Below are 24077 nucleotides of genomic sequence, written 5' to 3'. Positions count from 1 at the left end.
TCGTACTTTCAGAATCGAATGGGATCAAAGAGCTTTGGTGGTTTCGGGATCGAACCAGCGGATGCGGTCGGGTTTGGGCGAAAGCCGCAGGTGATCGCCGACTGCGACCGTGGCATTCGATTCGAGGATGGCGCGGAACAGGCCGCCCCCGACATCGCAGGTGACCAGCGTGTGCGGTCCGAGCGGCTCGACAACGCGCACGGTGGCGTGCAGTCCTTCGGTGCCGGCGTCGACATCCTCGGGGCGAATGGCGAATTCTATCGTCTGCTTGTCCGATTTCGGGCCAGGCAGCGTCAGCCCGGCGACGGTCCAGCTGCCGTCTGCCGCCTTCGTCGCCGGGATGAAATTCATCGGCGGGTTGCCAATGAAAGAGCCGACGAAGCGGGCCGCCGGATTGCGGTAGACCTCTACCGGCGAGGCGGCCTGGACGATACGGCCCTCGTGCATGACGGCGATGCGATCGGCGAGGCTCATCGCCTCGACCTGGTCATGGGTAACGTAGATGGTGGTGGTCTTGGACGCAGCGAGCACGCCCTTGAGCTCGGCGCGCATTTCGAGCCGCAGCAGCGCATCGAGGTTCGACAGCGGCTCGTCCATCAGGATCACGTCCGGCTCCATTGCAAGTGCCCGAGCGACTGCCACGCGCTGGCGCTGGCCGCCGGAAAGCTGGCCCGAATAGCGCTTCAAAAGCTGCTCGATATGCATGAGCTCTGCAGTGCGGTTGACGCGCCCCTCGACCTCCTGCTGCGGCAGCTTCTTCATGCGCAGGCCGAAGGCGATGTTCTCGAACACGGTCAGGTGCGGAAAGGCGGCGTAATTCTGGAACACCATAGCGATGCCGCGCTCGCGCGGCGGCAGATGGTCGATGCGGCGCCCGCCGATCCAGACTTCGCCCTGGCTTGGCGTTTCCAGCCCGGCGACGATCCTCAGCAACGTGGTCTTGCCGCAACCCGAGGCGCCAAGCAGCACCATGAATTCCTGGTCGGCGATGGTCAGGTCGATCGAATGCAGTGCGGTGAAGCTGCCGAAACGCTTTGCCACCTGTTTGATGGCGATCTCAGCCATCGGCGTTCTCTTTTGTGCGCGTCATCGGTTGGCGATCCCCCACATGGCGAACAGATATTTGCGAACGGCGAAGATGAAGATCAGCGCCGGGATGACCAATGCCGCGCCACCGGCGAATTTGAGGTAGAGCGGCGATTCGCCGAGGCTCTGCAGCAGAAAGGCGGTCAGCGTCCGGTTGTCGATGGTGAGCACGGCGGCGGCAAACACCTCGTTCCAGGAGATGGTGAAGGCAAATACCGCCGATGCCGCGATACCCGGCAGCGCCAGCGGTAGAATGATTTTTCGGAATGCCTGCAATCTCGTGCAGCCGAGCGTCCAGGCCGCTTCTTCCAGCTCGACGGGAATGCCGGAGAACAGCGAGAAGGTGATCAGCACCGCAAACGGCAGCGCCAGCGTGGTGTGGACCAGCGCCAGCCCGATCGCGGTATCGTCGAGGCCGGTGCGGATGAACATCACCGCCAGCGGTAGCGCCAGCAACGGCAGTGGGAAGGCGCGGGTCATCAGCACGAGGAAACGGAACGTCTCCTTGCCCGGGAATTCGAAGCGCGACAGCGCGTAGCCGGCGGGTGCGCCGAAGCCGATCGAGAGGAGCATCGTCAGCGTGGCGACGAGGACGGAGTTCCACAGCGCCCTGGCGACGCCGGCGAAATTGATGAAGAAAGAAAGGCTGCCGAAATCGAATGACGGGAAGAAGCGCTTGGGAAAGGCGGTCACCTCTTCCGGCGACGACAGTGCGTTGACGATCAACAGATAGATCGGCAGCAGCACCCAGACGCAAAGCAGGATGACGGTGGCGACCAACAACCAGTTGCCGGCTTTGCGGGCCTCAGGCGCGGCGATCGAGAGCTCCGCGACGGTGCTCATATCCGCGCCTCCTTCGGCACACGCAGCACCCGCAGGAAGAACAGCGTGAAACCGATCGAGATGGCGAGGATGAACAGCGCCATGGCGGCGGCGACATTGCGGTCCTGCAGCGTGAACTGCCAATTGTAGGTCTCGCCCATCAGCACCGGCAGATTGGTGCCGCCGAGTGCTGCAACTACGGCAAAGACCTCAAAGGCAAGGATGACGCGCAGGATGATCGCCGTCTGCAGGCTGGGGCGCAGCAGAGGCAGCGTGATCTTGATGAAGCGCTTCCACGGACTAGCACCAAAAACCTCCGCCGCCTCGTAGTATTCCCGGGGGATCAGCCCCATGCCGGCGACCAGAATGACCATCATGATGGCGGTCGCGCGCCAGATCTCGGCCAGCGCCACGGCAATGAAGATCGTCAGCTTGCTCTGGTAGCCGAGGAACATGACCGGCCTGTCGATGACGCCGAGATTGGAGAGCAAGGTGTTGAGGAAGCCGGACTGGTCGAAGATGGCGAGCCAGATCAGCCCAGCGGCGAGATCGGAGATGCCAAGCGGAATAGCGAAGATGTAAAGCGCAGCGCTGCGCCCGGCCGCAAGTCGCGACACCATCGTTGCCATCAGCAGCGCCATGACCAGCTGGATGGGCACGACGACGGCGCTGAGAAGCAGCGTGTTGCGAACAGTGACCGGAAACTTCCAGCTGCCCGCCATGGTGCGGAAGTTGTCGAGCGTAAAGCTGCCGTCGCGGGTGAACGCCTCGAAGGCGACCAGCGCGAACGGGTAGAGGAAGAAGACGCAAAGGAACAGCGTCGCCGGCATCAGCAGCAGATAGGGCAGGGCCTTGCCGTGCATGGAGCGCTCTCTGTTCGACGCTTGAAAAGGGTGGGCGCCCAGAGCGCTAAAGTCCGGACGCCCGGGAGGATTCTTAATCGACCGGGCAGGCGCCTTGCGATGGCTTGTCGGGCGCCCAGCACGGCGCCTTCGCCTGGTCGATGATCGCCTTCAGCGCCGCTGCCTGTTCGTCGAGTACGCCGCGCACATCCTCGCCACCCAGCACGATGCGCTCGAAGCTGTCGGTGTAGATCTGATTGAACTTGCCGCCGAGGCCGCCAAGTCCCATCGGCAGCAGCGCCGGCAGCGCATCCGGGGCACCGGTCATGGTGGCGATCACTGGGCTGAAGGCCTTTATCGAGGCCGGCATGTCGTCGGGCAGCTTGACGTCGACGATCGGGAAGAAGTTTGTCGCCTTCAGCGTCGCGATCTGGGTTTCCGGTTTCAGCATATAGGCGACCAGCGCCTTGGCCTTGTCCATGTCGGGCGAGGTCCTCGGGATAGCGACGCCGGCCACCACTGGCATGTAGCCGCGGCCTGCCGGGCCAGCCGGCGCCGGGAAGGCGACGAAGTCATCGGGTCTCTGGTTGAAGGCGTCGGCGAGGCGCGCGACGTGATCGAATGCCACCCAGACTTCGCCGGTCAGCAGCGGCTCCTGCATGAAGGCATAGTTGGTCGAGTTCGGGTTGGTGTATTGCCATAGTTCCTTGAACTTGTTCCACGCCGTCTCGGCCTCCGCCGAGCGGAACTTGGTCACCATCGAGCCGGTATACGATGGAAGGAGAAAACCCTCGAAGAAACGGTGCTTCAGCCCTTTCGGGCCGGCCGGAAAACCGAATTTGGGCGAACCGGTCTTTTCAGCGATGTTTTTCGCCCACTCGATCAGTTGGTCATAAGTGATGGTGTTGAGATCGGTGCCGGCCGGCAGATATTGCAGCGCCTGCTTGTTGGCCGCCATCAGAAAGGTGGCCTGCATCCATGGCAGGTACTTCTGCTCTCCGGTGCCGAGCATGCCGAGCTTCTTGTAGGTTTCGTTGACCTTGACGCCACCGAGATCGACGCCAGAGAGATCGACAAGGTTCGCGCCGACGGTGGAGAAGTCTCCGTGCAGGCCGCCGAGCACGCCTATGGTCCCGGAGCCGGCCTGCAGTTCGGCCTGAAGGCGGGTGAGCCAGGGCCCGTCCTCGGCGACCTGATAGTCGACCTGGCCATCAAACCCCTTCAGCACTTCGCCGCGCATTTTTTGCGTCTCTTCCACAGGTCGCGCCTGTGTCGACCAGAACAACACCTGCTGGGCTTGCGCTGCACCGGCAGCGAGCGACAGCGCCAGCATGGCGCCGGCCAATATCCGCAAAGCATTCATCGTCATCTTCCTCCCTGGGTTGCGCCGCGAAGCGGGCGTCAGTTCTGTCTTGTGGGTGCCGGGCCATGGCTTGCCCGCGAGACAAGTGTCGGCCGGACCAGCCGTGTCAGTGGCGCGTCCGGCCTGTCGCCGATGACGGTCAGCAGCATCTCGCCGATCTCGCGCGCGCACTGGCGGATCGAGGCGTCGAAAGTGGTTAGCCCCGGCGGCGCATAGGCTGAGGCGGCTATGTTGTCGAAGCCGATCACCGAAAGGTCGCGAGGAACGGCAAGGCCGGCGCGGGCAGCCTCTTGCATCACCGTCAGCGCCAGCTCGTCGAACAGCGCGACAATGGCCGTCGGCCGCTCGGTGGCGTGCAGCAGCCGGTTGATTGCCTGGATGCGGGCACCGCGATCGAACCGCGGCGCCGTCGCCACATCGAGCCTGACCGACGGGTCGCCTCGGCGGGCGATCGCGGCAGCGAGCCCATCCTGCCTGAGATGGCGAAACGTCATCGGCTCGGAAATCGTCACCAGGCCGAAATGGCGGTGTCCGATATCGTAGAGCATGTCGAAGGCCTCGCCGAATGCGTGCGCGCCATCGGTATCGAGCCAATGATAGGCAAAGTCACCGTCGAGCAGCCGGCCATGCGCGACGAACGGAAAATTGCGTTGACGCAGATAGGCAAGCCGCTCGTCGACCTCTGCGATGCGGGTGACGACGACGCCATCGGCGCGTCCGGATTCGACGACATGGCGAAGTACGGAAAGTTCCGACTGGCCCTGCGCCGCTGCGGCCAGGATCAGGTCGGAGCCGTGCGAAACCAGCCCTTCGCCGAGCCCTGTGACGAATTCGCCGAGGAAGGAATCGACCAGATTGGGGCCGCGGATCGGCAGCACCATGCCGACAAAACCGCTGCGGCCGGAGACCAGCGTGCGGGCTGCCGTGTTCGGCACATAGCCGGCCTGGCGCGCGGCCTCGGTGACACGTTGGCGCGTTTTCAAGGCGATCTGCTCGTGGCCGGCAAGGGCGCGCGAAACGGTGGTAATCGACAGGCCGAGCTGCGCGGCAAGTTCCTTAAGGGTCGTAACGCGGGCCGGCATCGTTCCTCCCGAACGAAGTTTGAAACGTTTGTAATGCGTCCAAGCGAAATTGCAAACGTTTTAAATGCGAATGGTCGGTGTTGTTTCTTGCCGGTTGGTTCGCGTGGCTCCTGTTCGGCCCCGACCGGCTGGCTCCCGGACAGCGATTTAAACGCAGCGGTTGCTTGACTCGGGCGATGCCTTGTGAAAAATTTTGCAGCAACTGATAAAAATATCAAAGGGCGGAAATGGTTGGTTTTGGTAACGGCCTGCTGCGCGACGATGAGACAGGTATGGCAGCCCGTGCCGCCTGGCTTCACTATGCCGGCGGCCTGACCCAGTCGGAGGTCGCCAAGCGGCTCGGCCTGACCAGCCTCAAGGCGCATCGCCTCATCACGAAGGCCAATCAGGAAGGCCTGGTCAAAGTCTACATCGACGGCGAAGTCTCAGAATGCGTGGAACTCGAGGACGAGTTGTCCGGCCGTTACGGTCTCGACTATTGCGAGGTAGTTCCGGACTTCGATGCCGAAGACCTGCCGCTCAAGGCGCTCGGCATCGCCGGCGCGCAGTTTCTCAAGCGCGAGATCGAACGCGGCGAGGAGGCGCTGATCGGCGTCGGCCATGGCCGCACGCTTGCCGCCTGCGTGGAATATCTGCCGCGCATATCGGCCGGCAGGATCCGTTTCGTCTCGCTGCTTGGCGGCCTGACGCGCAAGTTCTCGGCCAATCCGCATGACGTCATCCACCGCGTCGCCGAACGGACCGGTGCGGAGGCCTATGTGATGCCCGTACCGATGTTCGCCAACACGGTCGAGGATCGAACCGTGTTGCTCGGGCAGAAAGGCGTCAGCGATGTCTTCGACCTCGCCAAGTCCGCCGACTTGCTCATCGCCGGCATCGGCACCGCCGAGCGTGAGGCCTCGCTTGTCGCCACCGGTATGATCGAGAAGGGCGAGATGGAGGAGATCCGCCGCAACGGCGGTGTCGGCGAACTGCTCGGCCATTTCTTCGACGATGCCGGAAAGGCCGTTGCGACGACGCTTTCCGACCGGGCGCTGGCACTGGCGCGCGAAGACATCAGCAACCGCAGGATTGTCGCCGTCGCCGGCGGCAAGGTGAAGGTTCGCGCCATCAAGTCAGTGCTGGAGGGCCGCTATCTCAAAGGCTTGATAACCGACGAGCGGACGGCGCGATCGCTCGTGGAACAGACGCCGGTCGGGTAGCCGGCAACCATTTCGTTGAAACTACCCTGTGGAGGAGAAGAGAAATGCATGAGAAAGAGAAAGACCTCATCGACGCATTCCTGCGTGGACAAGTCGACCGCCGTGGGCTGATCAAGGGCCTCGGTGCAATGGGCCTTGCCGCCAGCACCGCCGGTACACTGCTCAATTTCGGGCAGACCCGCGCCCTGGCGGCTGATTTCGACTGGCAGGCGCACAAGGGCAAGACCATCAAGCTGTTGCTCAACAAGCATCCTTACGCCGATGCGATGATTGCCAACCTCGACAATTTCAAGAAGCTGACCGGCATGGAAGTCGTCTATGACGTGTTCCCCGAAGACGTCTATTTCGACAAGGTTACCGCCGCGCTGTCGGCCAGCTCGCCCGAATACGATGCCTTCATGACCGGCGCCTACATGACCTGGACCTACGGCCCGGCCGGCTGGATCACCGACCTCAACGAATGGATCAAGGATCCGGCCAAGACCAACCCGAAATATGCCTGGGACGACTTCCTGCCAGGCGTCAAGAATTCCTGCGCCTGGAACGGCCAGCCGGGCGGCGCGCTCGGTTCGGAAGATGCCAAGCAATGGTGCATTCCGTGGGGCTTCGAGCAGAACAACATCACTTACAACAAGGGCATGTTCGACAAGGTCGGCGTCAGCGTTCCCGGCAATATGGATGAGATGGTCGCTACGGCGGCGAAACTTACCAAGGATGTCGGCGGTGGCGTCTACGGCATCGGCGTGCGCGGCTCGCGCTCCTGGGCAACGATCCACCCGGGCTTCCTGTCGGCCTACGCCAATTTCGACCAGAAGGACCTGAACGTCTCGGCTGACGGCAAGCTGTCGGCCGCGATGAGCACCGCCGAATCCAAGGCTTTCCACAAGCAGTGGGTTCAGATGATCCAGGAGAGCGGCCCGAAGGACTGGTCGACTTACACCTGGTACCAGGTCGGCACCGATCTCGGTGCAGGTGCCTCGGCGATGATTTACGACGCCGACATCCTTGGTTACTTCATGAATGGCGGCGACAACAAGATGGCCGGTAAGCTCGCCTTTTCGGCATTCAAGGCCAATCCTGCCGCCAAGGCGCCGACGCCTAACATCTGGATCTGGTCACTGTCGATGTCCAACTTCTCGAAGGACAAGGACGCCACCTGGTACTTCATGCAATGGGCATCCGGACCCGAGCACGCGTTGTTCGGTGCGACCAAGATGGACTTCGTCAATCCGGTTCGTCAGTCGGTCTGGAACGACCAGATGTTCCGCGACAAGCTGAACAAGAGCTATCCGGGCTATGTCGAAATGTTCGACGTCTCGGCGCCGGGCGCCAGCATCAAGTTCACTCCGCAGCCGCTGTTCTTCGATCTCACCACCGAATGGGCGGCGACGCTGCAGAAGATGGTGGCCAAGGAAGTGCCGGTCGACGAGGGCCTCGACAAGCTGGCCGAGAGCATCAACAGCCAGCTCAAGGAAGCCGGGCTCGGCTAGGCCGCAGCCAAGGCTGACCCGTCCGCGGGCCAGCCTTTGAGATGTGATACGTTTGCGACGCGGTCCCGAAAGGTGCCGCCTGCTCGCCCGACCGGCCGCCTTGCTCCCTTGGGCGGCCGGGACGGCGAAGCAACAGGATGACGGAGCAGCCGATGACTGCGGCAACAATACAAAGAAACAGGCCGTCGGGCTTCAGGATCAGCAAGCGGGTGCTGCCCTATCTCCTCAGCTTGCCGGCCCTGCTGGTCTGCATCGGCATCCTGATCCCGTTCTTCACATCGGTGGTCTATTCGTTCCAGCGCTACCGGTTAAGCCAGCCCTGGGCGCGGCAGTTCAACTGGGGCGACAACTATATCTCCTTCTTCACGGACCCGAAGTTCTGGAACACGCTGGAGATATCGCTGCTCTACGCCGGCATCACCGTTGTGCTCGAACTGCTTCTCGGTCTCGGCATCGCCATGCTGCTGCAGAAGCGCTCGACGCTGAACAACTTCATCTCGATCATGCTGTTGATGCCGCTGATGACGGCACCGGCGCTCGCCGCGCTGATGTGGAAGCTGATGACCAACCCCGGCTTTGGCGTGCTCAGCTATCTTGCCAGCCTGATCGGCCTGCAGGATTTCCGCTGGGCCTCGTCGCCGTCGACGGCGCTGCTCACCGTCGTTCTCGTCGACATCTGGGTTTACACGCCTTTCATCATGATCCTGCTGCTTGCCGGCCTGCGCAGTCTGCCGACGCAGCCGTTCGAGGCGGCAGCACTCGATGGCGTGCCACGCAGCTTCGTCTTCTTCCGCATCACACTGCCGATGCTGACGCCCTACATCCTGACGGCGACTTTGTTCCGCCTGCTCGATTCCATCCAGCAGTTCGACATCATCTACGCCATGACGCAGGGCGGTCCGGGCGATACGCTGACCGTGTTCCAGGTCGAGGCCTATCTCAACTTCTTCCAGTCGACCAATGTCGGCCGCTCGGCGGCGCTGATGATCATCCTGTGGGCGATCACCTATTTCCTCTCGAACATTTTCATCAAGAACTGGCTGCGGCTGCGCGAACGCGCCCGCGGCCAGGCATAGGAGGCTGGCGTGGAACACACCTCGCTTCTCGAACGCATCCTGCGCGGCATTGCCCTGGCGCTGGTCGTGATCTTCTTCATGTTCCCGATCGTCTGGATCCTGATGATGTCGTTCCAGACCAATGAGACAATCCTGCGGATTCCGCCGCAGCTTGTCTTCGAGCCGACGCTCGCCAACTACACTGCCTTGATCACCGGCAAGCTGATGACGGCAGCCGGCACGCTCGACATCGCCTTCATGCGCAATCTTTGGAATTCCGTCTTCCTGTCGGTCACCTCGGTTGCCGTCGCGTTGCTGCTCGGCGTTCCGGCGGCCTACGCCTTTGCGCGGCACAAATTCCGCGGCTCGGAGGACATTGCCTTCACGCTGCTGTCGTTCCGGTTCGCGCCGGCGCTGCTGGTGCTCCTGCCGCTCACCCTCTATTTCCAGAAGCTTGGGCTGGCCAACACCTATATCGGGCTGATCTGGGTCTATCAACTGATCTGCCTGCCGTTGATCCTGTGGATCGTGCGCGGCTATTTCGAAGACATTCCCGCCGACATCGAATACGCCTACCGCATTGCCGGACATTCCTGGTTTGCCACCTTCCGCAAGATCGCGCTGCCGCTCGCCGGCCCAGGCATTGCCGCTGCCGGTCTGCTCGCCTTCATCTTTGCCTGGAACAATTTCGTTTTTGCATTGGTGCTCGCCTCGGCCGACAAGCAGCCGGTGACGGTCGGCGCGCTCGCCTTCATCACCTCCTCGGGCATCCAGTATGGCCAGATCTCGGCGGCGATCGTGCTGTCGATCACGCCAACGCTGGCGCTCGCGCTCTATGCGCAACGCTATCTCGTCGAAGGCCTGTCGCTTGGCGCGGTGAAAGGATAGTCCGATGGCAAGCCTCGAACTGCGAAACATCGTCAAGCGCTATAAAAGCCAGACTGTTCTCGACAATCTGTCGCTGACCGTCGCCGACGGCGAAACGCTGGTCCTGTTCGGGCCGTCCGGCGCCGGCAAGACCGTGCTGCTGCGGCTGGTGGCCGGCGTCATCGACCCCGACGAGGGAAAGATCCTCATCGGCGGCGAGGACATGACCGATCTCGACGCCGAGTTCCGCGGCGTCGGCATGGCCTTCCAGAACTTCGCGCTGTTCCCGCATATGACAGCGTTCGATAACATTGCGACGCCTCTGCAGGCGAAGCACTCGTCGCAAGGAACGATAAAGACGGGCGTCGAGAGCGTCGCCAAGCTGTTGAAAATCGGCCATGTGCTCAGCCACAAGCCGCGGGCGCTGTCCAACGGCCAGAAGCAACGCACCGCGCTTGCCCGTGCGCTGGTCGGCTCGCCGCCGCTTCTGCTGCTCGATGACCCCTTGCGCAACGTCGATGCCAAATTGCGCTTCGAGATGCGCCTCGAACTGCCAAGGCTGCTCGCCGATCGTGGCGCGACCGTCATCTACGTCACCCAGGACTATAAGGAGGCAATGGCGCTCGGTGACCGCATCGCGGTGATGTCGCAGGGCGTCGTCAAACAGCTCGGCACGCCCGAACAGATCTATCGCGAGCCGGCCAATGTCGAGATTGCCCGGCTGTTCGGCGACCCGACCATCAACCTTCTGGACGTCAAGCCGTCGCGGGACGCCAAAGGCATCTATGTCGGCCTGTCCAACGTCCAGGTCCATCTTGCCGGCGCTCACGAGGCGGCGGTCGGCCGCGACTGCGTGATCGGTTTGCGGCCGGAGGCGCTGGCGTTTGTCGATGAAGGCACGCCCGGCGCCATCCCGGTGACGGTTGAGGCCGAGACGCCGCTCAACGAGAAGATCGTCACGCTGGTGCGAACCGTGCGCGGCCGTGAAATCCTCGTCTCGCGTCCTTCCGGGACGCCGGGCCAATCCGAGGGCAAGGTCCACATTGCCGTCGACAGCAAAAGCGCCCTTTTGTTCGATCGGACAAGCGGCGAGCGCATCGGCTCGAAAAACGTCGTCAATTTGCGCAGTGGAGAAGCGGCATGAGCCCAAGCGCAATTACCTTATCAGGTGTCGACAAGTTCTATGGCCCGATCGACCGCGGCGTGCATGCGGTCAAGAACCTGACGATGGAAATCGCCAAGGGCGAGATCGTTGCGCTGCTCGGCTCGTCCGGCTGCGGAAAGACCTCGACCTTGCGCATGATCGCAGGCTTCGAAGAGGTCTCGCGCGGCACGATCTCGGTTGCCGGCCGCAAGGTGCACACGTTGCCGCCGGTCAGGCGCAACGTCGCAATGGCTTTCGAGGGCTATTCGCTCTATCCGCCGCTGACCGTGCGTGAAAACATGGCCTTCGCCCTCAAGGCCGCCAGGCTGGCGAAGAGTGCGGTCGATGCAAAGGTTGCCAACATCGCCAAGCTGCTCGAGATCGAGGACATTCTCGAGCGCTATCCGAGCTCGATCTCCGGCGGCCAGCAGCAGCGCGCCAGCCTCGGCCGGGCGCTGATCCGCGAGGCCGACCTGCATCTGCTGGACGAGCCGATGGGCCAGCTCGAGCCGCAGCTTCGCGCCGTGCTGCGCGGCCGCATCAAGCATTTCATCAAGGAGCGTGGCCTGACCGCGATCTTGGTCACGCACGACCAGACCGAGGCCAATGCGCTGGCCGATCGCATCGCTGTCATGGAGGGCGGCGTGCTGCAGCAGTTCGACACGCCTGACAGGCTCAAGGAGCGGCCGGCAAACCTGTTCACCGGCACCTTCGTCGGCGAGCCGCCGATGAATGTGTTCGAGGCCTATGTCGGCACGGCTGCCGGCAAGATCAGTCTCAAGCTGCCCGACGGGCTTTCGCTCGACTACGACAAGGATGCGTTCAGCGGCCCGGTTCGCGACGAATTGCTCAACCGGCAGCGCGTTGTCATCGGCGTCAGGCCCTATGCGGTCCGCCGCTCGAAGGATGGTGTGCCGGCGACGGTTTCGGCCAATCAATGGCTCGGCGACCAGACCCATATCGCCGCCGATTTCGCCGGCGGTTCGCTGGTCCTGGTCGAACATGACCGAACCCGTCTGGAGCTTGGCGCGCCGATCAAGATCAGCATCGATCCAAAAAACCTGCACGTCTTCGATCAGGCGAGCGGCAATGCCATTTCGCACGGCACGGAGCTTGCCTGATGCAGGATGTGCTGATCGGCATCGACGCCGGCACGTCTGTCATAAAATCCGTCGCTTTCGACACGGCGGGCCGGCAGATCGCGGCCGCCGCGCTGCCCAATAAATACGAGACACTGCCGGGCGGCGGCGCCGAGCAGGACCTGACACGCACCTGGGCCGATACCGCGACGACCTTGCGGGAGCTTGCCGACAAGGTGCCGGATCTCGCCGGTCGGACCATTGCCATCGCCGTGACCGGGCAGGGCGACGGTACCTGGCTGATCGACAAGGATGGTGAGCCGGTGGCCAAGGGCTGGCTGTGGCTCGACGCGCGCGCTGCCGCGGTCGTCGAGGAGATCCGCGCGCGGCCAGAGGACCGGCTGCGCTTCGAAAAGACCGGCAGCGGGCTCGCTGCCTGCCAGCAGGGATCGCAGTTCGTGTTCATGAAGCGCCACATGCCCGCGATGCTTGCCAATGCAGCGACGGCGTTCCACTGCAAGGACTGGCTCTATTTCAAGTTGACCGGCCACCGCGCCACCGACCCGTCCGAGGGCACCTTCACCTTCGGCGACTTCCGCACGCGCGGCTATTCAGATGATGTGCTCGAGGTACTCGGCGTCACCGATCTCCGGCATCTGTTGCCGCCCATCGTCGATGGCACAAGGCAAAGCACCTCGCTGTCGGCGGCAGCAGCCGATGCGACCGGCCTGCTCGCCGGCACACCGGTCGTTCTGGCCTATGTCGATGTCGCCTGCACGGCGCTCGGCGCCGGCCTGTTCGATCGCGAGCGCAAGCCGGGATGCTCGATCATCGGCTCCACCGGCATGCATATGCGGCTCGCCGAAACGCCGGACGAGGTTCTGCTCAACGAGGCTGCAACCGGCTACACGATGACGATGCCGGCACCGGGCGTCTTTGCGCAGATGCAGTCGAACATGGCGGCAACGCTCAATATCGACTGGGTCCTTGGCCTCGCCTCCGGCATTCTCGCCTCGCAAGGCATCACGCGGACCAATGGCGAGATGATCGCGCTGGTCGACCAGTGGATATCGTCGTCCGAGCCAGGCTCTCTGCTCTACCAGCCCTATGTCTCGGAGGCAGGCGAGCGCGGGCCATTCGTCGATGCCAATGCCAGGGCAGGCTTCGTCGGCATTTCGTCCAGGCACGGCTATGCCGACATGGTCCGCGCGGTGTTCGAGGGGCTGGCTTTCGCGGCACGCGATTGCTACGCCGCCATGGGGCCACTGCCCAAGGAAATCCGCCTGACCGGCGGAGCGGCCAGGAGCCCGGCGCTGCGCAAGATCTTGGGTGCTGCGGTCGGCGCCGACATTCGCACCAGCGAGCGCGAGGAGGCTGGTGCTGCGGGCGCTGCAATGATTGCTGCGGTCTGCGTCGGCCAGTACGCATCGATGGACGATTGCGTCAGTGAATGGGTCACGCCTTTGCTCCGTGCGGCCGAGCCCAGCGACCGGAAACTTGCCGTCGCCTATGAGGCGATGGCTCCGTCCTACACATTGGCGCATGAGGCGCTGCGGCCGGTCTGGCGTTCGATGGCTGCGTCCAGGCAAACCGACGTGAATTGAGAAGAGCATGCGCAAAAAGATTGCGATCATCGGCGACCGCTTCATGCTTCCGGAAGTGTTTCGCGAGAAAATCGAGGCGGCCTGCGGCGACGACCTCGACATCCGCACCGTTGAGACCGCTTGGCCCGACGAGCCAATGCAATTCGGCAATGCCGCGCTTGGTCTGGACAAGGTCAAGGAGTATTTCGGCGATCCCGACGAGGTGGTGGACTTCATCGGCGACGCCGAAATCTTCGTCACCCAGCTTGCGCCGCTCTCCGAAAGCATGATGCAGCGCCTGCCCACGCTCAAGCTGGTTGCGGTGTCGCGCGGCGGGCCGATCAACATCGACATGGCGGCCGCCAAGGCCCATGGCATCACGGTGGTCAATGTGCCCGGTCGCAATGCCAGCGCCGTGGCCGAGTTCACCATCGGCGCCATTCTCGCCGAGACGCGGCTGATCCGCGTCGGTCACGAAGCCTTGCGCAAGGGCGAGTGGCGCGGCGATCTCTACCGCGCCGACCGCACCGGCCGCGAGCTCAACGAAATGACCGTCGGCGTCATCGGTTACGGCAATATCGGCACCAGGCTGGTTCGCCTGCTGCGCGCCTTCGGCTGTCGCATCCTGGTCTGCGATCCCTATGTGCAATTGAGCGCCGAGGACCGCAATGCCGGCGTCGAACTGGTTGCGCTGGACGATCTTCTGTCGCGCTCCGATGTGGTCACGCTGCACTCCCGGGTCACCGAGGAGACGCGCGGCCTGATCGGCAAGGACGCCATAGCCCAGATGAAACCCGGCGTAATCTTCGTCAATACCGCGCGTGGACCGCTGGTCGACTACGATGCGCTCTACGAGGCGCTCGTCTCGGGGCACATCGGCAGCGCCATGCTGGAGACGTTCGCCGTCGAGCCGGTGCCTGCCGACTGGCCGCTGTTGCAGCTGCCGAACGTGACGCTGACGCCGCATATCGCCGGCGCGTCGGTACGCACCGTGACCTACGCGGCCGAGCAGGCGGCGGAGGAAGTGCGCCGCTTCATCGCCGGTCTGCCTCCGGTCAATCCATGCTGACGACAGGGCATAGAGCGAGATGAGCGGCGACACAGAAATCGTCGATCTGTTCGTCATCGGCGGCGGCGTCAATGGCGCCGGCATCGCGCGCGATGCGGCGGGCCGCGGGCTGTCGGTCATTCTTTGCGAGAAAGATGATCTCGCTGAGGGCACCAGTTCGCGATCGGGAAAGCTCGTTCATGGCGGTTTGCGCTATCTCGAATATTACGAGTTCCGCCTGGTGCGGGAGGCGCTGATCGAGCGCGAGGTGCTGCTGGAATCCGCGCCGCACATCATCTGGCCGATGCGCTTCGTGCTGCCGCACAGCCCCGACGACCGGCCGGCCTGGCTGGTCCGGCTCGGCCTGTTCCTCTACGACCATCTTGGCGGCCGCAAGCGGCTGCCGGCCACGCGCACGCTCGACCTGCGCACCGCACCCGAAGGCGCGCCGATCAAGGACGCCTTCAAGCGCGGCTTCGAATATTCCGACTGCTGGGTCGATGACGCTCGCCTGGTCGTCATAAACGCGCTCGACGCCGCTAAGCGCGGAGCCAGGATATTCACCCGCACCGCCTGCATTGCCGCCCGTCGCGAAAACGGCCTGTGGTCGGTGGAGATGCGCGACGGTCGAACCGGCGTCAGGACCACAGTTCGGGCACGGGCGCTGATCAACGCCGCCGGACCCTGGGTCAACGACGTCATCAACCGCGTAGCCGGCCAGAATTCCAGGCGCAACGTGCGCCTGGTCAAGGGCAGCCACATCGTCGTGCCGAAATTCTGGGAAGGGCGGCAGGCCTATCTCGTCCAAAACAGCGATAAGCGGGTGATCTTCATCAATCCCTATCAGAACGACCTCGCGCTGATCGGCACCACTGACATTCCCTATGAAGGGCGGCCGGAGGACGTGACCGCCGATGCGAGCGAGATCGATTACCTGATCAAGGCAGTCAATCGCTACTTCAAGCGCCAGCTCGCACGAAGCGACGTCGTCTACTCGTTTTCCGGCGTCAGGCCGCTCTATGACGACAATGCCGACAATCCGAGCGCGGTGACCCGCGACTACATATTCGAACTCGACGCACCGGCTGGGCAGGCGCCGCTGCTTTCGGTCTTCGGCGGCAAGATCACCACTTTCCGCAAATTGGCCGAGCACGCGCTCGACCGTATCGCCCCGTTCTTTTCGAAGATGGGCAAGCCGTGGACCTCGAAAGGGCACCTGCCGGGCGGCGATATCGCCAATGCCGATTTCGAGCAGTTTCTGGGCGACCTTGGCCATGAATTCCCCTGGATGCCGGCATCGCTGGTCAAGCATTACGGCAGGCTCTACGGCACAAGGACGCGCGATCTGGTCGGCGCGGCCAGTTCGCTCGCCGAACTGGGCCGGCGCTTCGGCAAGGATTTTTTCGAGCGCGAAGCCAATTACCTGTTCGAGCATGAATGGGCCGAGACCGCCGCCGATATTCTCGAAAGGCGCACCAAGCACGGCCTGCATCTGTCCGCCGCGGAAAGAGAAGCCTTCGAGGACTGGTGTTCGAGCCGGCTGGCGAAGGCCGGCTGATGGCCTTTACGCTGTCCCTCAATACCAATCCGCTGGTCAACCGCTTTGCCGAGCCGGACGACCTGATCGATACGATCGCCTACCAGATCGGTATCAGGGACGTGCAGCTCACGCATGAATTCGTCAATCCCGGCTGGCCGGCGGCGACGATCGCCAAATTCGTCCGCCTGTTCCGTACCGCGCTAAACCGCACCGGCGTGCGCGTGACCTCCGCGATGACCGGCCCTTACGGCCGGCTCAATCATTTCGGCCATCCCGATGCCGACGTGCGGCGCTACTACGTCGACTGGTTCAAGACCTTTGCCGAAATTACAGCCGAGTTCGGCGCCGCGGGCATGGGCACGCAATTCGCAATCTTCACCCATCGTGACTACGATGATCCCGAGCGTCGCGCGCGGCTTTTCGACATCGCGCTGCAATGCTGGCGCGAGGTCGCCGAGCATGCCAAAGCAGCCGGCTTGACCTATCTGTTCTGGGAGCCGATGTCGGTCGGCCGCGAGTTCGGCCATACGATCGAGAGCTGCCGGACACTGCAGAGCGAAATCGATGCGGCAGGGATGGCGATCCCGCTCAAAATGATGGTCGACATCGACCATGGTGACGTGACGTCGAGCAATCCGGACGACATCGACCCCTATGCCTGGGCTGAAGCCTTTCCAAAGGAATCGCCGATCATCCACGTCAAGCAGTCGTCGATGAACAAGGGCGGCCATTGGCCGTTCACTGCGACCTACAACAACGACGGCCGTATCACGCCGGAAAAGCTCCTTCAGACGGTGCGTCGCGGCGGCGGCGTCGACAACGAGATCTGCCTCGAACTGTCGTTCCGCGAGCGCGAGCCGGTCGACCATCAGGTCGTCGCCATGATCCGCGAGTCGGTCGACTACTGGGCACCATTTATCGAGACTGGCAGGGCCGATCTCTTGCCGCGAGCATGATCGGATGAGCAGGAGCCGAGGCAGCTCCTGCTCATCCAGAACGTCAGCCAAATTTCGGATCAAGACTGCCCGACTTGTAGCGCTTGGCCATTTCCGACAGCGGCAGCGGCTTGATCTTCGGTGCGTTGCCGGCGGTGCCGAATTGCTCGAAGCGCTCCTTGCACAGCTTTCGCATGGCGGCCATTGCCGGCGTCAGATATTTGCGCGGATCGAATTCGCTCGGGTTCTCGGTCAGCACCTTACGGATCGCGCCGGTCAGCGCCATGCGGTTGTCGGTATCGATGTTGATCTTGCGCACCCCGTGCTTGATGCCGCGCTGGATTTCCTCGACCGGCACGCCCCATGTCGGCTTCATCTGGCCGCCATATTTGTTGATGATCTCCTGCAGCTCCTCCGGCACCGAGGACGAGCCGTGCATGACGAGATGCATGCTCGGCAGGCGGCGGTGGATTTCCTCGATGACGTTCATGGCCAGCACGGCGCCGTCCGGCTTGCGGCTGAACTTGTAGGCGCCGTGGCTGGTGCCCATGGCGACGGCCAGCGCATCGACACGGGTGTCGCGCACGAATTGTTCGGCCTGCACCGGGTCGGTCAGCAGCTGGTCGTGGCTGATGACGCCCTCGACGCCATGGCCGTCTTCCTGTTCGCCGCCGCCCATCTCCAGCGATCCGAGAACGCCGATCTCGCCTTCCACCGAGACGCCGCCCCAATGCGCCATGTCGACGACGCGGCGGGTGATGCCGGAATTATAGGCGTAGTCGGCCGGCGTCTTGCCGTCTTCCTTCAGCGATCCGTCCATCATCACAGAGGTGAAGCCGTGCTGGATCGCGGTGACGCAGGTCGCTTCGTTGTTGCCATGGTCGAGATGCATGCAGACTGGGATATCGGGATGGATTTCGACCAGCGCGTCGATCAGCTTGGCCAGCACCACGTCGTTGGCGTAGGCTCGCGCGCCGCGGCTCGCCTGCAGGATAACCGGCGATTTGGTCTCCTCGGCTGCCTCCATGATAGCGAGGCCCTGTTCCATATTGTTCATGTTGAAGGCAGGCACGCCATAGCTGTATTCGGCGGCATGATCGAGCAATTGTCTCAGTGTGATGCGAGCCACTCGGTAGTCTCCCGTATCCGGTTTCGAGCCAGTGTTTGCGGGCAGTCGGTTGTCGTCGAGCCCCTGATGCTTCTGGCCGGATTTCCGCGGCACCGCAACCGCTGGGCGCTCGGACGGCAGCAATTCTTGTTACAGCACGCGACCGGAAGCGTCATGCTATCCCATAGAGATATAACATTATCACAAAAAATGTGGTGGCTTGTACGACGTTTGCTGTTATATCGGAGCCGGGTTGCACGGGAAAGCCGCGGGAATGAAGAGCGACGGCCGTCGGCAAGGCATCATGGATTTTCTGATCGACACCGGCACCGCCAGTGTCGACGATCTTGCTTCGCGCTTCGGCGTGTCGAAGATGACTGTCCACCGCGACCTCGACGAGCTCGAGGAAAGCGGTTTTCTGCGCAAGGTGCGCGGCGGCGCCTCGATCCAGCCGAGCAGCCTTTTCGAGAGCGATTTCCGCTATCGCCAGCGGCTGGCCGGCGACGAGAAGAAGCGCATCGCCGCCGCTGCCGTGACGATGATCGAACCGGGCCAGACGGTGATCATCGACGACGGCTCGACCGCGGGCGGCGTTGTTCGGCACCTTGCCGATCTGCGTCCGCTGACGGTGATCTCGAACAATCTGGCCGTCATCCAGGATTTGGCGGGCGTTGCCGGCATCAACCTGATTGCGCTTGGCGGCCAATACAGCAAGAAGTTTCACGGTTTCTTCGGCCTGCTCGCCGAAGACACGCTGAAATCATTGCGCGCCGATGTCGCCTTCCTGTCGTCGTCGGCCGTCCATGGTGCCTCTGCCTTCCATCAGGATCAGGAAGTGGTCCAGACCAAACGTTTGATGATGGCCGCAGCGGCGCGCAAATATCTGCTGGTCGATCATGGGAAATTCGGCCGCACTGCCTTGCACTTCCTGACCGATCTCAAGGCCTTTGACACGGTATTCACCGGCCGCGAGCCGCAACCGCAGATGCGCGCCGCGCTGGATGGTGCCGGCGTTTCGCTGACGGTGATCGCAGAGTAGGAGGGCACGTATGGTTTATTGGGTCGGCACCAGCTGGAAAATGAACAAGACGCTCGCCGAGGCGATGGCTTTCGCCGAGGCGCTGGCGGAGTTCGTCCCCGGTTTCGACGAGCGCATCCAGCCTTTCGTCATCCCGCCCTTCACGGCGATCCGCGAGGTCAAGAAAGCGCTGTCCCCGACGCGCATCAAGGTCGGCGCGCAGAACATGCATTGGGCCGACGCCGGCGCCTGGACCGGCGAGATCTCGCCGATAATGCTGAAAGACTGCGAACTTGATATGGTAGAGTTGGGCCACAGCGAACGGCGCGAGCATTTCGGCGAGACCGACAAGGCTGTCGGGCTGAAGACTGCGGCCGCGGTGAAGCACGGCTTGGTGCCGCTGATCTGTGTCGGCGAGACCCTGGCACAGCGCGACAGCGGGCAGGCCGCTGCGGTGCTGGCCCTGCAGGTGCACGGCGCGCTGCAGTTTCTCGAAGGCGCGGCGAAGGCGGCGACGATCCTGTTTGCCTATGAGCCGGTCTGGGCGATCGGCGACAAGGGCGTGCCGGCCAGTTCGGACTATGCCGACAGGCAGCAGGCGCTGATCAAGAAAATCGCCCGCGACCTGCTGCCGGTGGTGCCGCCGGTGCTTTATGGCGGCAGCGTCAATCCGCAAAATGCCGCCGAACTGGTCGGCCAGCCCAATATCGACGGCTTGTTCATCGGCCGCTCGGCCTGGCAAGCGGACGGCTATATCGACATCCTCAAGCGCGCCTCGGCGGCGATCTGAAGCATCGAACAGGAAGGAAACCGAACATGAAAATAGCCATTGGAGCCGACAGCGCCGGCAAGCCGCTGCTCGACGTCATTGCCGCTCACCTCGCCACCAAGCCCGGCCTCACGGTCAGCGACCTCAGCCAGGCGGGCTACTATGCCGACCTGTCGCAGAAGCTCGCCCAGACGATCCTGGACGGCGAAAACGACCGCGGCATCCTGTTTTGCGGCACCGGCATCGGCGTATCCATATCCGCCAACAAGGTCGCCGGCATTCGCGCCGCACTCACCCACGACACCTATTCGGCCGAGCGCGCTGCAAAATCCAACAACGCCCAGATCATCACCATGGGCGCGCGCGTCATCGGCCCGGAACTGGCCAAGTCGATCGTCGACGCCTGGCTCGCATCGGAATTCGATGAGAAGGGACCATCGGCCGGCAATGTCCAGGCCATCGACAGGCTCGACGCGGCGAAGCGGGTTAGGGTCAAAAACTCAGTCGATTAGTTAGTGATAGGTGAAGAGCGGTCCTTCTAACCCTGTCGGCCGGTTACTGCACACTTGATCGTCCCAACGACACAAGTCTCTTCAGCGCCTCACCTATCAGCCACTGATCAGTCGCGGCAATCTTGCTACGTGCGGTCAGCAGCAGCCGAAGCACGGGGTCACTCAGAAGCCACCGCCTAACGAGGTGAAGTGTCGTTTCGTCTACATAGCTCCAGTATGCCCGTTCGTTGATATCGTCTTCAAACATCGATGCTGCATGCGCCGCGAGGAATTCTGCCAGTTGCATGGCTGCGTTGAGCGAAGGCTCCGCTAGCCATTTTTCCAGCATGGTCGGTACATCAAGATTGAGAATCGCTGCGCCGCATGTCCACACTTCGGCGTCAACATCATCCGGATGCTCCTGGACTGACTGCGTCCATGCCTCGACAAACAGAGTCCGGATCGCTGCTCGCTCCGAAGATGGCCAATCAAGCCAATTGGCCATCTTAAGCCGAACAGCAATGATCGGCGGATCCGTGCCCATCCATTCCGGCTGCCTAATCGCTTGCTCAAGAATTCGCGGCAGGAAGTGTTTATAGTCCTCGACGTCACCCACTGTCGTGATGGCATAACCCGCGTAAGGCCCGATTTGTTTGCCAGTCAGTTCTCGTAACGGCGCTGATGTCAGTGTCCTTAAGATTTGGGCAGGATTGCGAAGGGGAGAGGCATGAAGAGCCAGAGGGCGTGGGTATCGTGCAAACAGATCGTAACAAATCTCTATTGCGTTCTGAAGCGAATCGTTAGGCTGCATGACAACAGTAAATAGCGTCGTCGCACTGATGTCTGCAACGGGTGGAAAGCTGAGATATCGCCGACGTCATTTGTCGTTGTACCAATATCTGGAGGAACGCTGCTTTCAAAAGCAAATCCGACTCTCGTACGCGCAGCTACGCATCGGACGGCAGGATCTTCGATTGCATTAGGCTCGACCAAATGGAAACTGCTTAGGTGGTTGAGCAATACGCCCGAGCGCCATCTGCTTCTCGGCGCATAGCAAGTTCAATTTAAACAAATCCCGCTCTACGCAAGACTGTCCCGCATCGCCCCGATGATCGTCACGGCCGATGCGGCGCCGGGGTCCATGTGCCCCAACGAGCGCTCGCCGAGCCGCGACGAACGACCCTTGGCGGCGATCATGTCCTTGGTCGCCTCGGCACCTCGTTCGGCCGCCGCAAGTGCGGCCTCCAGGCTCTCGGACAGGCTCTTGCCGGCTTCCCGCGCGGCACAAGCTGCCTGCGCTGCCGGCAACCAGGCGTCGACCATGGTCTTTTCGCCGAGCTCGGCCTTGCCGCGATCCTGGATGCCTTGCGCCATCGCCCGGAACATGGCGACGACGTCTGCGTCCTCTAGAATTGCCTTGCCTTTGACGGCGACGGCACCGCGCATGAAGGCCGTCGCATAGAGCGGGCCTGACGAGGCGCCGACGGCGTTGAGGAAGGATTTCGCCGCGATGTTGAGCAGCGCCGTCGGCTCGGTCGCCGCGAGGTCGAGTTGCGCCAGTGCATCGCGCGCAGCAGTGAAGCCTAGTGCCATGGCGATGCCATGGTCGGCGTCGCCGATGACGCCGTCGAGCCGGCAGAGCCGGTCCTTGTCGGCGTCGATCGCCGCCGCGATCGCATCGAACATTCTTTTCAAGCCGGCTGAGTCGATCGAGGTCATGACGCCCTCTCAGCCGGCACGGAACATGGCGCAGTCGCAAGGATGGTCGAGCATCGCCTGCAACTCGCCGTCGAGATGCATCAGCGTCACCGAGGCGCCGGCCATTTCGAGCGAGGTGCAGTAATTGCCGACCCAGGTCGCGTGGACGGAAACGCCGATGTCGTCGAGCCTCTGCTTGACCCGCCGGTTCATGATGTAGAGTTCCATCAGCGGCGTCGAGCCGAGCGAATTGACCAGCACCGCGACCTTGTCGCCGCGCGCCGGCGCCATCTCGTCGAGGATCTTGTCCAGCATCTCGTCGGTGATCTCGTCGGCGGTTTTCAATTTTCCGCGCGCGATGCCTGGTTCGCCATGAATGCCCATGCCGATCTCCATCTCGTCCGGTCCGATCTCGAAATTCGGCCGGCGGGTCTGCGGCAGCGAACAGGGCGACAGCGCCACGCCCATGGTGAAGGTGTGGTCGTTGGCCTTCCTGGCGATGCGCTCGCATTCATCGAATGACAGCATCTGGTCGCAGGCGGCACCGGCGGCCTTGAAGATGAAGAAATTGCCGGCGACGCCGCGTCGCTTCTGCCTCTGGTCGCGTGGTGCCGAGGCGACATCGTCGGTGGTCAGCACGGTACGCACCTCGATGTCGTCCATTGCCGCCATTTCGGCTGCCATGTCAAAGTTCATCACGTCGCCGGCATAGTTGCCATACATGAACAGCACGCCCGCGCCGCCGCTGGCCGCCTTGGCGCATTCAAGGATCGGGTCCGGCGGGGGCGAGGCGAAGACGTTGCCAATCGCCGCCGCGTCGGCCAGCCCCTTGCCGACGAAGCCGAGGAAGGTCGGCTCATGACCCGAGCCGCCGCCGATGACAAGGCCGACCTTGCTGGGGCGTGGGCCGTCGCGGGCAATGATGGAGCGGGGGCTTCCGTCCGCACGCCTGAGATGGCGCGGATGCGCGGCCAGAATGCCCTCCAGCATCTCGTCGACGGAGCGGTTGCCGTCATTGATGATCTTCTTGGTCTGCACCGGCATCCTCCCTGGTTTTCGTGAGATACTACAGCGCCTTACCGGGATTTCCACCCGGAGACGGAGATTTCACGCCGCGATGCGTTCGCGTGCCGCCAGCAGTTGCACGCAGGCACTGGCGGCCTCTTTGCCCTTGACCCTGAAATGCTCGAAGAAGAAGCGGTGATGGTCCGCGCTGTCATGGTAGTTGTGCGGCGTCAGCACCGCCGAAAGCACCGGCACACCAGTCGACAGTTGCACGTTCATCATGCCGTCGAGGACCGCGCTTGCCACAAACTCGTGCCGGTAGATGCCGCCATTGACGACAAATGCCACGCCGAGGATCGCTGCATAGCGGCCGGTCTCGGCAAGCGTTTTTGCATGCAGGGGAATCTCATAGGCGCCCGGCACATCGAAGACATCGACGGCAAAGCGTTTCTCTCCGAGAACCGCCAGGTCCGCCCCGAACGCTTCAACGCATTGGTCGAGGATATCGGCGTGCCAGCGCGCCCGAATGACGGCAACGCGGGTCGTTTCATAGTCGTTGTGGGAATGCTGATTCATGGGTCCATCCTTCCGTTTCGAACCAGAATCAGGACGCACGATACGGAGTCCGAACCGCGAAAGCGGATCGTCTTCCATTTCGTCCTCTTCCATCCGGACTGTGACCGTCGGCTCCGGAATCGCACCGGATCTGCTGACCCCTCCGGCTAACCGGAAAGCGCTCGCGGGCTTGGGCCGAGACCCTTACCGCCGGTGGGGACTTTCACCCCGCCCTGAGAACATTGACGGCGTTTGTATGGAAGGGCCGGAAAGCGCTGTCAACCACCGGCGTCGT

At 62.7% G+C, this 24077-nt stretch carries 23 protein-coding genes and 1 riboswitch; of the genes, 13 read left to right on the top strand and 10 right to left on the bottom strand.

What is annotated here, in order from left to right; genetic code table 11:
• Positions 1-24: 24 nt before the first annotated feature.
• The 5 genes from NKI19_RS08570 to NKI19_RS08550 all read right to left on the bottom strand — a co-directional run bounded on the left by NKI19_RS08570 (position 25) and on the right by NKI19_RS08550 (position 5195).
• The gene (locus NKI19_RS08570; protein WP_352564789.1) at positions 25-1065 is read right to left on the bottom strand and encodes an ABC transporter ATP-binding protein; all 1041 of its coding nucleotides are present in this window, start codon (positions 1063-1065) and stop codon (positions 25-27) included.
• A 21-nt stretch (positions 1066-1086) separates the two neighbouring features.
• The gene (locus NKI19_RS08565) at positions 1087-1929 is read right to left on the bottom strand and encodes a carbohydrate ABC transporter permease (protein WP_352489455.1); all 843 of its coding nucleotides are present in this window, start codon (positions 1927-1929) and stop codon (positions 1087-1089) included.
• Positions 1926-2771, bottom strand: a complete 846-nt coding sequence (locus tag NKI19_RS08560) for a carbohydrate ABC transporter permease (RefSeq protein ID WP_352489456.1) — start codon at positions 2769-2771, stop codon at positions 1926-1928. The genes NKI19_RS08565 and NKI19_RS08560 overlap by 4 nt, the downstream gene beginning before the upstream one ends.
• Before the next feature lie 73 nt (positions 2772-2844).
• Positions 2845-4113 carry an ABC transporter substrate-binding protein gene (locus NKI19_RS08555; protein WP_352489457.1) on the bottom strand — a complete coding sequence of 423 codons (1269 nt, stop codon included), beginning with the start codon at positions 4111-4113 and terminating at the stop codon, positions 2845-2847.
• Between the two features lie 38 nt (positions 4114-4151).
• Entirely contained in the window at positions 4152-5195 is a 1044-nt protein-coding gene (locus NKI19_RS08550; protein ID WP_352489458.1) for a LacI family DNA-binding transcriptional regulator, read from the bottom strand.
• Positions 5196-5422: 227 nt separating this feature from the next.
• Between NKI19_RS08550 and NKI19_RS08545 the strand changes: the two genes are divergently transcribed.
• From NKI19_RS08545 to NKI19_RS08500, 10 genes are all read left to right on the top strand, one after another.
• A complete protein-coding gene (locus tag NKI19_RS08545; protein WP_023676028.1) occupies positions 5423-6397 on the top strand; it encodes a sugar-binding transcriptional regulator in 975 nt (324 codons plus the stop codon).
• 44 nt (positions 6398-6441) lie between these two features.
• Positions 6442-7887 carry an ABC transporter substrate-binding protein gene (locus NKI19_RS08540; protein ID WP_352489459.1) on the top strand — a complete coding sequence of 482 codons (1446 nt, stop codon included), beginning with the start codon at positions 6442-6444 and terminating at the stop codon, positions 7885-7887.
• A gap of 152 nt (positions 7888-8039) precedes the next feature.
• Entirely contained in the window at positions 8040-8963 is a 924-nt protein-coding gene (locus NKI19_RS08535) for a carbohydrate ABC transporter permease (protein ID WP_292653833.1), read from the top strand.
• Between the two features lie 9 nt (positions 8964-8972).
• Positions 8973-9830: a carbohydrate ABC transporter permease gene (locus NKI19_RS08530; protein WP_023676025.1), complete on the top strand. Its 858-nt coding sequence runs from the start codon at positions 8973-8975 to the stop codon at positions 9828-9830.
• A gap of 4 nt (positions 9831-9834) precedes the next feature.
• A complete protein-coding gene (locus NKI19_RS08525; protein WP_352489460.1) occupies positions 9835-10953 on the top strand; it encodes an ABC transporter ATP-binding protein in 1119 nt (372 codons plus the stop codon).
• On the top strand, positions 10950-12074 hold the full coding sequence (locus NKI19_RS08520; protein WP_352489461.1) for an ABC transporter ATP-binding protein: 1125 nt from the start codon (positions 10950-10952) through the stop codon (positions 12072-12074). Before NKI19_RS08525 ends, NKI19_RS08520 begins: the two co-directional genes overlap by 4 nt.
• The gene (locus NKI19_RS08515; RefSeq protein WP_352489462.1) at positions 12074-13636 is read left to right on the top strand and encodes an FGGY-family carbohydrate kinase; all 1563 of its coding nucleotides are present in this window, start codon (positions 12074-12076) and stop codon (positions 13634-13636) included. The genes NKI19_RS08520 and NKI19_RS08515 overlap by 1 nt, the downstream gene beginning before the upstream one ends.
• Positions 13637-13643: 7 nt before the next feature.
• Positions 13644-14684 (top strand): 2-hydroxyacid dehydrogenase, encoded by a 1041-nt coding sequence (locus tag NKI19_RS08510; RefSeq protein WP_352489463.1) that lies wholly within the window; start codon positions 13644-13646, stop codon positions 14682-14684.
• 19 nt (positions 14685-14703) lie between these two features.
• The gene (locus NKI19_RS08505; protein WP_352489464.1) at positions 14704-16221 is read left to right on the top strand and encodes a glycerol-3-phosphate dehydrogenase; all 1518 of its coding nucleotides are present in this window, start codon (positions 14704-14706) and stop codon (positions 16219-16221) included.
• Entirely contained in the window at positions 16221-17159 is a 939-nt protein-coding gene (locus NKI19_RS08500; protein WP_352489744.1) for a sugar phosphate isomerase/epimerase family protein, read from the top strand. Before NKI19_RS08505 ends, NKI19_RS08500 begins: the two co-directional genes overlap by 1 nt.
• Before the next feature lie 43 nt (positions 17160-17202).
• Here the strand turns inward: NKI19_RS08500 and fba are convergent, their stop codons facing one another.
• On the bottom strand, positions 17203-18267 hold the full coding sequence (gene fba, locus NKI19_RS08495) for a class II fructose-bisphosphate aldolase (RefSeq protein WP_352489465.1): 1065 nt from the start codon (positions 18265-18267) through the stop codon (positions 17203-17205).
• 253 nt (positions 18268-18520) lie between these two features.
• On the opposite strand from fba, the gene NKI19_RS08490 reads away from it, so the two are divergent.
• The 3 genes from NKI19_RS08490 to derI are packed head-to-tail and all read left to right on the top strand — an operon-like array spanning position 18521 to position 20545.
• A complete protein-coding gene (locus NKI19_RS08490) occupies positions 18521-19285 on the top strand; it encodes a DeoR/GlpR family DNA-binding transcription regulator (protein WP_352489466.1) in 765 nt (254 codons plus the stop codon).
• Between the two features lie 10 nt (positions 19286-19295).
• Complete coding sequence (locus tag NKI19_RS08485) at positions 19296-20054, top strand: triose-phosphate isomerase (protein ID WP_352489467.1); 759 nt, start codon at positions 19296-19298, stop codon at positions 20052-20054.
• Between the two features lie 26 nt (positions 20055-20080).
• Positions 20081-20545 (top strand): D-erythrulose-4-phosphate isomerase, encoded by a 465-nt coding sequence (derI, locus tag NKI19_RS08480; protein WP_352489468.1) that lies wholly within the window; start codon positions 20081-20083, stop codon positions 20543-20545.
• Positions 20546-20588: 43 nt separating this feature from the next.
• Here the strand turns inward: derI and NKI19_RS08475 are convergent, their stop codons facing one another.
• The 4 genes from NKI19_RS08475 to NKI19_RS08460 form a co-directional block, all read right to left on the bottom strand.
• Positions 20589-21140 carry a hypothetical protein gene (locus NKI19_RS08475; RefSeq protein ID WP_352489469.1) on the bottom strand — a complete coding sequence of 184 codons (552 nt, stop codon included), beginning with the start codon at positions 21138-21140 and terminating at the stop codon, positions 20589-20591.
• A gap of 464 nt (positions 21141-21604) precedes the next feature.
• Positions 21605-22243, bottom strand: coding sequence for a dihydroxyacetone kinase subunit DhaL (gene dhaL / locus NKI19_RS08470; RefSeq protein ID WP_352489470.1), 639 nt, complete (start codon positions 22241-22243; stop codon positions 21605-21607).
• Between the two features lie 9 nt (positions 22244-22252).
• Positions 22253-23260, bottom strand: a complete 1008-nt coding sequence (locus NKI19_RS08465; protein WP_352489471.1) for a dihydroxyacetone kinase subunit DhaK — start codon at positions 23258-23260, stop codon at positions 22253-22255.
• Positions 23261-23329: 69 nt separating this feature from the next.
• Entirely contained in the window at positions 23330-23803 is a 474-nt protein-coding gene (locus NKI19_RS08460; RefSeq protein WP_352489472.1) for a 6,7-dimethyl-8-ribityllumazine synthase, read from the bottom strand.
• A gap of 77 nt (positions 23804-23880) precedes the next feature.
• A riboswitch (FMN riboswitch) is annotated at positions 23881-24027 on the bottom strand.
• Positions 24028-24077: the final 50 nt, after the last annotated feature.

It is taken from the genome of Mesorhizobium sp. M0751, assembly GCF_040320265.1.
GTDB lineage: Bacteria > Pseudomonadota > Alphaproteobacteria > Rhizobiales > Rhizobiaceae > Mesorhizobium.
The sequence above is the reverse complement of the archived record's forward strand: the minus strand, read 5'-3'. Positions and strand labels throughout refer to the sequence as shown.